Here is a 7,634-nt window from a genome sequence, read left to right on the forward strand (position 1 = left end):
CATCTTCTGGATCATGGGCGCGGTCGGACGGCCGGTGGCGGGCAGACGTTACTGGTACTAGAGCGCTTAGGCGCTCTGCCGCGTCGCGGGGCTGTTCTCACAGCTAACCCATAGGATTGGCACAGCATCGGCTCATTCCTGTCCGGAGAGTGGGAAGCTGTGACGCAATCCAACACGTCGGCCGAGCGTGTCGTAATGCGCCGTGCCGACGGCAATCCGATCAGCGTGCTGGTGGTCGACGACGAAGCCGTTCTCGCCGAAATGGTGTCGATGGCACTGCGGTACGAGGGGTGGGACGTCACCACTGCCGGTGACGGATCCTCGGCGATTACTGTCGCGCGAAGCCATCGCCCCGACGTCGTGGTTCTCGATGTGATGCTGCCGGACATGAGCGGTCTGGACGTCCTGCGCAAGCTGCGCGAACAGAATCCACACCTGGCGGTGCTGTTGTTGACGGCGAAAGACGCAGTGGAAGACCGCATTGCCGGACTGACCGCCGGCGGCGACGACTACGTCACCAAACCGTTCAGCATCGAAGAAGTCGTGCTGCGGCTACGAGCGTTGTTGCGCCGCACTGGGGTGACGAGAGTGGACAGCGGTGCACAGATCGTGGTCGGCGACTTGGTGCTCGACGAGGACAGCCACGAGGTCACCCGCGGCGGCGATCCGATTGCGCTGACGTCCACCGAGTTCGAGCTTCTGCGGTTCATGATGCGCAACGCCAAGCGGGTGCTGAGCAAGGCGCAAATCCTGGACCGGGTGTGGAGTTACGACTTCGGCGGCCGCTCCAACATCGTCGAGCTCTACATCTCCTACCTGCGCAAGAAAATCGACAACGGGCGCGAGCCCATGATCCACACACTGCGCGGCGCCGGCTATGTCCTCAAGCCGGCCCGCTAGCACGCGACGAATCTGGTCGCTGCGGTTACGCCTGTTGGCCGGGCAGGTTGTCGTGCTGGCCCTGGTGTGTGTGGGAATTGGCGCGGTAACCGAGCTGGCGTTGTACCGCTATCTGGTGGGGCAACTCGACCAGCAACTGCAGGGTGCGTCGCACCGCTCGGCGACCACCTATGGCGAGCCGCCGCCCCCACCGGTGCCGTGGCGGCATCCGCGAGTTCCGATGCCGGGGCCCGGCCCACGGTTTCTCGATGCCCCAGGCCAGCCCGTCGGCATGGTTGCTGCCGTTGTCGGCAACGCACCGCCGGTCAATGCCGGTTACCTGACCAGCACAGGATCGCGTGCGGCGGTGACCGATACCGCCAGGAACCAGTTGGCGGCGATCGCCAGTGCCCGCACCCCCGTCACCCGTGAGCTCGACGGGCTCGGCCGCTACCGCTTGGTGGCTGCTCCGGCGCGGCACGGTAAAGACGTCATCGTCACCGGGTTGCCGATGTCCAATGTCGACTCCACGTTGATCCGGATGCTGATGATTTTCGGTGTCGTCACGGTGATCGCGTTAGCCGCCGCGACGAGCGCCGGCGTCGTGATCATCCGGCGAGCATTGGCACCGCTACGCCGGGTGGCGCAAACGGCCGGCGAAGTCGTCGACTTGCCGTTGGACCGCGGTGAGGTGGCACTGCCGGTCCGGGTTCCCGAACCGGATGCCAACCCGTACACCGAAGTGGGCCAGCTGGGATTGGCGGTGAACCGGATGCTCGACCACCTCGCGACCGCGTTGTCGACACGGCAGGCCAGCGAGACACGGGTGCGCCAATTCGTCGCCGACGCCAGCCATGAGCTGCGCACTCCGCTTGCCGCGATCCGCGGCTACACCGAACTCGCGCAACGCATGCGCACCGATACCGATGCGGTGGGCCACGCGATGAGCCGGGTGGAATCCGAGACCGAACGGATGACCCGACTGGTCGAGGACCTGTTGCTGCTTGCGAGGTTGGATTCCGGTCGGCCCCTGGAACGCAAACCAGTAGACCTTTCCCGGGTAGCGGTCGACGCCGTGAGCGACGCGCATGTCGCGGGACCGGATCACCAGTGGGAACTCGACCTGCCCCCCGAGCCGGTAGTGGTCCTCGGGGACGCAGCACGGCTGCACCAAGTAGTGACAAATCTGCTCGCAAACGCGCGCATCCACACCGGTCCCGGAACAGTGGTGACAACACGGCTGAGCACCGAGCCGAAACACACCGTGCTCAAGGTGATCGACAACGGTCCCGGGATTCCCGAACGGTTGCAGTCGGAAGTGTTCGAGCGGTTTGCCCGCGGTGACACGTCACGCTCCCGCAAGGGCGGCAGCACCGGCTTGGGGTTGGCAATCGTCTCAGCTGTGGTCAAAGCCCACGACGGGACGATCGCGGTCCAGAGCACCCCTGGCCACACCGAATTCACCGTTCGGTTGCCTCTCACCAACCACCACTAGAACTCCGGTAACGCCAACCCCATGGTGATCGGCCGCGATGCGCGAAACGCCAAGCGGCAGTGGGGCCGTCAACCCAGAACGAAGGTCGCGCATGAAACGGTAAGCGACACCTATGGATTGCGGCGGATCTGCTAGGGCCTTTTCGCCACCAGAATAAAGATAGTTACTTGCCGAAGAAATTTTCATCATTTTCAAGACCGTTGATCAAACGAACACCATACTGCTTGCGGCGGTCCGCCGACGTTGACGGGCCATGACAGAGAAGGAGACATTGGTGAAGCGTTGGGTCGGGGTTGTCGGGGGCGCGGCGATGATCGCTGCAGCAGTGGCGAGTTGTTCCAGCGGGGGCGGCCAGAAGGTCAGCACTTCGGGGCACGCCAAGGTGGTTGTCGATGGCCAGGACCAGAACGTCAACGGTCCGGTCACCTGCCAAAAGGCCGGGGGCCAGCTGCAGATCGGGATCGGCCAACCTGGTTCGCCCAATACTGTTGCGGTGCAGGCCACCGACGCCGATCCGCCTGCTATTCATCAGATCTCACTCGGCAAAGTCAACGGCGTACAGCTCGCGTATCAGCAGGGCAGCCCTGGGGCCAATGCTCAGGCCACCAAGGACGGCAGCGGCTACAAGTTCAGCGGCACGGCGACCGGGATGAACCCGTCCGATCCGATGTCAGGCATGGTGAGCAAGCCCTTTGAGGTTGACGTGACCTGCCCGTAGCAGACTCGAATCACGATGACGGCGGCGTCCGCGGGGCGCCGCCGTTGTCATGCCACAACGCATATCCCTCAGACCGGAGGCCCGTCAATCGACGTCGATGACCACTTTGCCGATCGCCTTGCGGTCCGCCACATATCGCAACGCCGCCGCAGTGTCGCCCAGCGGGAACCGCGCACCGATGTAGGGCCGTATGCGGCCGTCGGCCAACATCTGCTGCAGCTCGCCCATGTCGCGCGCGGCGGCGTCCGGGTGATCCTCGTGAAAGGTTCGGATTTCCATGCCGCGGACCGTGATGCCTTTGAGCAGAACGAGGTTCAGCGGTATCGCGGGAATCGAGCCTGCGGCATAGCCCAGGGTGACGAAGACCCCGCCGCGACCCAGCGCACGCAGCGCCGGTTCGGAATACTGTCCACCGACCGGGTCGATCACCACCCGGGCACCGCCACCCGTGAGCTCACGGATTCGCGCCCGCAGATCTTCGCGGTCGTAGTCGACAATCGCCTCGGCGCCGCGCTGCCGGCACACCTCGAGTTTTTCCGGGCTTGACGCCGCCGCCAGCACTCGAGCCTTCATCGCGACCGCCAAATCGACGGCCGCCAGCCCCACCCCGCCGGCAGCGCCGAGCACGACCACCCAATCGCCTTCCGCCACTTGGGCTACCGACCGCAGCGCATGGTAGGCGGTGCGATACGTGACACCGAACGCAGCCGCCGCGGCGAAGTCGACGCCATCCGGTATCGCCGACACCGCCTCCGCGCGAAGCAGCGCCTGCTCGGCGAAAGCGCCCACGAATGCGGTACCGCTCACGCGGTCGCCCGGAACGAAACTGACACCATCGCCAACCGCTGCTACCTCGCCGGCCAATTCACTGCCCGGAGTGAACGGCACCGGAATTTGGACCTGGTATTTGCCGTCGATCAGCAGCACATCCGGGAAGTTCACCGCCGCCGAGCGGACCCGGACTACCAGCTCGCGGGGACCCGGCGTCGGGTCGGGAACCTCTTCCAGGACTAAATCCTCGGGCGGGCCGTATCGACGGCAGACGACAGTCCGCATCACGTTACGCCTAAGCCGCGCAAGCAGAATCGAACCAAATGCCGGATGTCATCGCGGCTGGGTCGGTCGGTCGAGCCGACATACCGGCGCATCGCTGCGGCTGTGCAGAGAAACACCGCGTCGGCATCCCGGTCCGGGTGGGCTCCGCCCAGAGCGGCGACCGGTTCGGTCAGCAGCTCCCGCAGCGGTTGCATGATCTCGTCGACGTTGACGCTGGCCGACATCTGTCCGGCCGCAGCACGGCTCATGCTGATCAGATGAGGGTCGGCGACTTGCGCGAGCGTGCCCTCGATCCAGCGTGCGATCTTGTCCTCTGGCCGGGCTTCCTTTGCCATTTGGTGCTGGAGATAGGAGACGACGATCCCTACACCGCGCTCCATCACTGCCAGGATGAGATCGTCTTTGCCCGCGAAGTAACGGTAGAACGCCTTGTTGGACGAGCCCGCTTCGGCGACGATGTCGCTGACGCGCGGCGGCTCGGGCGCGACGCGTTCCATCACCCGCACTGCGGCGGCCAGGATGCGCTCGACTTCCTCGGTGGCCTCGCGCTGACGGTCGTCGAGCGCCCGTTCCACCGCGGCGGCGACTCTACTATTCATGGCGAATCAGGTAACGCGGGAATGCGATCGACAAGGCCGCCATACTTGGCCTGAGCGGCTTCCACACGCTTGTCCAGCAATTCGCTGGGCCATTCGGGATCCTCGGCCTCGTAGTTCTTCAGCAGCATTCGGGCGAGGTTGACCTTGTGCGCCTCGGTGGGGCCGTCCGCCAGACCGAGCGCCACGCCGCCAAGGAGCACGTTGGTCAATGGCAACTGGTCGGTAAGCCCCAATGCGCCGTGTACCTGGATCGCGCGCAACCCGATCGCCTTGAGCACTTGCGACGCCAGGATCTTGCAGACAGCGATCTCGGTGCGCGCGGCGTGCTCACCGGCGGTGTCGATCAACCACGCGGCGTGCAGCACCGTCAACCGGAACGGTATTAGCTCGGCGTAGGAGTCGGCAATGAATGCCTGCACGAGCTGTTTGTCGGCCAGCGAACTACCTTGGGTGAAACGGCTTTTCGCGCGACGGGCCATCATGTCGATGGCGCGTTGGGCAATCCCGATGGAGCGCATCGCGTGATGGAGCCGCCCGCCGGCCAACCTGGTCTGCAGGATCAAGAAACCCTGACCGGGCTCGCCGAGAAGCGCATCCGAAGGCAGGCGCACCTCGTCGTAGCGGACCAACGAATGTCCGGGCTCATGCGGGTGGGCACCCGCCAAATGGTGGGTGGCTTCGATGACCAGGCCCGGCGTGCCCGCCGGCACCAAGAACGTCGACGCCCCGCGATGAACCGGCACGTCGGGATCCGTGATCGCGACGACGATGAAGAACGACGCCACAGATGCGTTGGAGGAGAAGTACTTCCGGCCGGTGATCACCCAGTCATCGCCGTCGCGCACGGCACGGGTGGTGAAGACCCGCGGATCGGCGCCCCCTTGCGGTTCGGTCATTGAGAAGCAGGAGAAGATCTCGCCGGAGAGCAGACCGGCCAGATAGCGGTCTTTTTGCGCCTGGGTGCCGAAGCGGGCCAAAATCTCAGCGTTACCGGTGTCGGGCGCTTGCGTTCCGAAAACGATGGGCGCCCATGGGCTGCGGCCCAGGATCTCGTTGATCAGCGTCAGCTTGACCGCGCCGAAGCCTTGCCCGCCCAGTTCCGGGCCGAGGTGCGGGGCCCACAGCCCTTGGTCGCGGACTTGCTGTTTGAGCGGGTCGACGATTTTGCGACGCTCGTCGTTGAGCGGCAGGAACTCGCAGCCGGGAAACAACACCTCGAGCGGTTCCACTTCTTCGCGGACGAACTCGCGGATCCAGTCGAGCTTCTTTTCAAACTCTGGTTCGGTGGAGAAGTCCCACGCCATGTCGAAGCCTCCTTAGATCATCGGCGGCGACCCGCTGCGCCCGGCCGTGCCGCGCTTGCGATCGCCGCTAGGGGATCCCACCGTCGGCCCGCAGAATCGAGCCAGTGGTGAAGCTGGATGCGTCCGACGCCAAAAACAGGGCAGCGCCGACGATTTCGGCCGGGTCCCCGGCCCGTTGCAGCGACAAGTGAGCAAATGGCTTCTGCGTCGCCTGCTCCAGATTCCACGCCTTGCTGACATCGGTCAGAAACGGGCCGGCCATCAGCGTGTTGACCCGCACGGCCGGTCCGAACGCCTTGGCCAGCGCCTCGGTCATCGCATTGAGACCAGCCTTTGCCGCCGCGTAGGGGATGATGTCCGGTGCCGGGCGAAGCGACCCCGCAGTGCTGACGTTGATGATCGACCCGCGGCCTGCCGCGACCATGCGTTCACCGACCAGCGCCGACAATCGAAACGGCCCCTTGAGGTTGAGATTGACCACGGCGTCGAACAGCTTCTCGGTGACATCGGTGAGCTTGTCGTAAATCGGTGACATGCCGGCGTTGTTGATCAATACGTCGACCTTGCCGAACCGGTCATACGTCGCATCGACAAGCCCGTCGAGTTGTTCCCACCGCCCCACGTGCACGCCATAGGGCATCGCGGAACGCCCCGTCTCGGCCTCGATCTCCTTGGCGGTGGCCACGCAGTTGTCCATCTTCCGGCTGGCGATCACCACGTCGGCGCCGCAGCGGGCAACCCCGAACGCCATTTCCCGCCCGAGGCCCCGGCTGCCGCCGGTGATCAGTACTACCCGATCGGTGAGGTCGAAAAGCTGGTCGGCGTAACCCATTTCACGCCTTCGTCGGTAGCGACCGGGCCAGCTCGGCAGCGGTGGCGATCAACTGCAGGATCATTGGCCCAAATGCCTCGGTGATCTTCGGGTCCACCTTGCCAGTCCGTACCCCTGCGGCGTAGGTCTTCTCCAGCACGATGCCGAGCTTCCAGTTGGCCAACACCAGGTAATAGTCGATGTTCTCGGTGGAAAGTCCGCTGACCTTCTCGTAGTGCTCGAGCAATTCGCTGCGGGTGGGCATTCCGGTCAGGTCGAGATAAAAGCCGTCGGTTCGCGGCTGTTCGCCGTCGTAGCCCAGCAGACACCAAGCCAAGTCCAGCAGCGGGTCGCCGACCGTGGTCATCTCCCAATCGACGATCGCGGCCAGCTTCGCAGGCGCCCCGTGCGCGAACATCACGTTGGCGAACTGATAGTCGCCGTGCATGATGCCTGCGGTGTAGTGCGCCGGCCGGTTGCGGCCCAGCCAGTCGGCGGCTTCGTCGAGTCCCGGCAGGTCGCGTACCCGGTAGGCGTCGAGAAAAGCGAGCCAGCGAGCGACTTGGCGCTCGTGGAATCCGTCCGGGCGGCCGAAACCCTCCAAACCTCGGGCGCGCCAATCCACCCTGCCCAGCTTGGCCGCGCCGTCGACGAGTTCGAACGCCAACCCGCGGCGCGCGGCCAGGTCGGTGTCGAACGGTGCGGGCCAGCCGCCGTCCATCGGACTCCATCCGTCGATCGCCCGCATGACATAGAAGGGCATGCCGAGCAG

The 7,634-nt window shown here is 65.0% G+C and carries 8 protein-coding genes; 3 read left to right on the forward strand and 5 right to left on the reverse strand.

The window, feature by feature from the left end; genetic code table 11:
- The first annotated feature begins 195 nt into the window (after positions 1-195).
- The 3 genes from VFA16_RS19070 (at position 196) to VFA16_RS19080 (ending at position 3,092) form a co-directional block, all read left to right on the forward strand.
- Complete coding sequence (locus tag VFA16_RS19070) at positions 196-900, forward strand: response regulator transcription factor (protein ID WP_324969327.1); 705 nt, start codon at positions 196-198, stop codon at positions 898-900.
- A complete protein-coding gene (locus VFA16_RS19075) occupies positions 878-2,374 on the forward strand; it encodes a HAMP domain-containing sensor histidine kinase (RefSeq protein ID WP_324969319.1) in 1,497 nt (498 codons plus the stop codon). The genes VFA16_RS19070 and VFA16_RS19075 overlap by 23 nt, the downstream gene beginning before the upstream one ends.
- A 253-nt stretch (positions 2,375-2,627) precedes the next feature.
- Entirely contained in the window at positions 2,628-3,092 is a 465-nt protein-coding gene (locus tag VFA16_RS19080; RefSeq protein WP_324969320.1) for a lipoprotein LpqH, read from the forward strand.
- An 84-nt stretch (positions 3,093-3,176) separates the two neighbouring features.
- Here the strand turns inward: VFA16_RS19080 and VFA16_RS19085 are convergent, their stop codons facing one another.
- From VFA16_RS19085 to VFA16_RS19105, 5 genes are all read right to left on the reverse strand, one after another.
- Positions 3,177-4,148, reverse strand: a complete 972-nt coding sequence (locus VFA16_RS19085; protein WP_324969321.1) for an NADPH:quinone oxidoreductase family protein — start codon at positions 4,146-4,148, stop codon at positions 3,177-3,179.
- The gene (locus VFA16_RS19090; RefSeq protein ID WP_324969322.1) at positions 4,148-4,747 is read right to left on the reverse strand and encodes a helix-turn-helix domain-containing protein; all 600 of its coding nucleotides are present in this window, start codon (positions 4,745-4,747) and stop codon (positions 4,148-4,150) included. The genes VFA16_RS19085 and VFA16_RS19090 overlap by 1 nt, the downstream gene beginning before the upstream one ends.
- Complete coding sequence (locus VFA16_RS19095) at positions 4,744-6,051, reverse strand: acyl-CoA dehydrogenase family protein (RefSeq protein WP_324969323.1); 1,308 nt, start codon at positions 6,049-6,051, stop codon at positions 4,744-4,746. The genes VFA16_RS19090 and VFA16_RS19095 overlap by 4 nt, the downstream gene beginning before the upstream one ends.
- Positions 6,052-6,118: 67 nt before the next feature.
- On the reverse strand, positions 6,119-6,883 hold the full coding sequence (locus VFA16_RS19100; RefSeq protein ID WP_324969324.1) for an SDR family NAD(P)-dependent oxidoreductase: 765 nt from the start codon (positions 6,881-6,883) through the stop codon (positions 6,119-6,121).
- A 1-nt stretch (position 6,884) separates the two neighbouring features.
- Positions 6,885-7,634 (reverse strand): phosphotransferase family protein (locus VFA16_RS19105; protein WP_324969325.1); only part of this gene is annotated, 750 nt, incomplete at its 5' end.

It is taken from the genome of Mycobacterium sp. (assembly GCF_035653355.1).
GTDB lineage: Bacteria > Actinomycetota > Actinomycetes > Mycobacteriales > Mycobacteriaceae > Mycobacterium.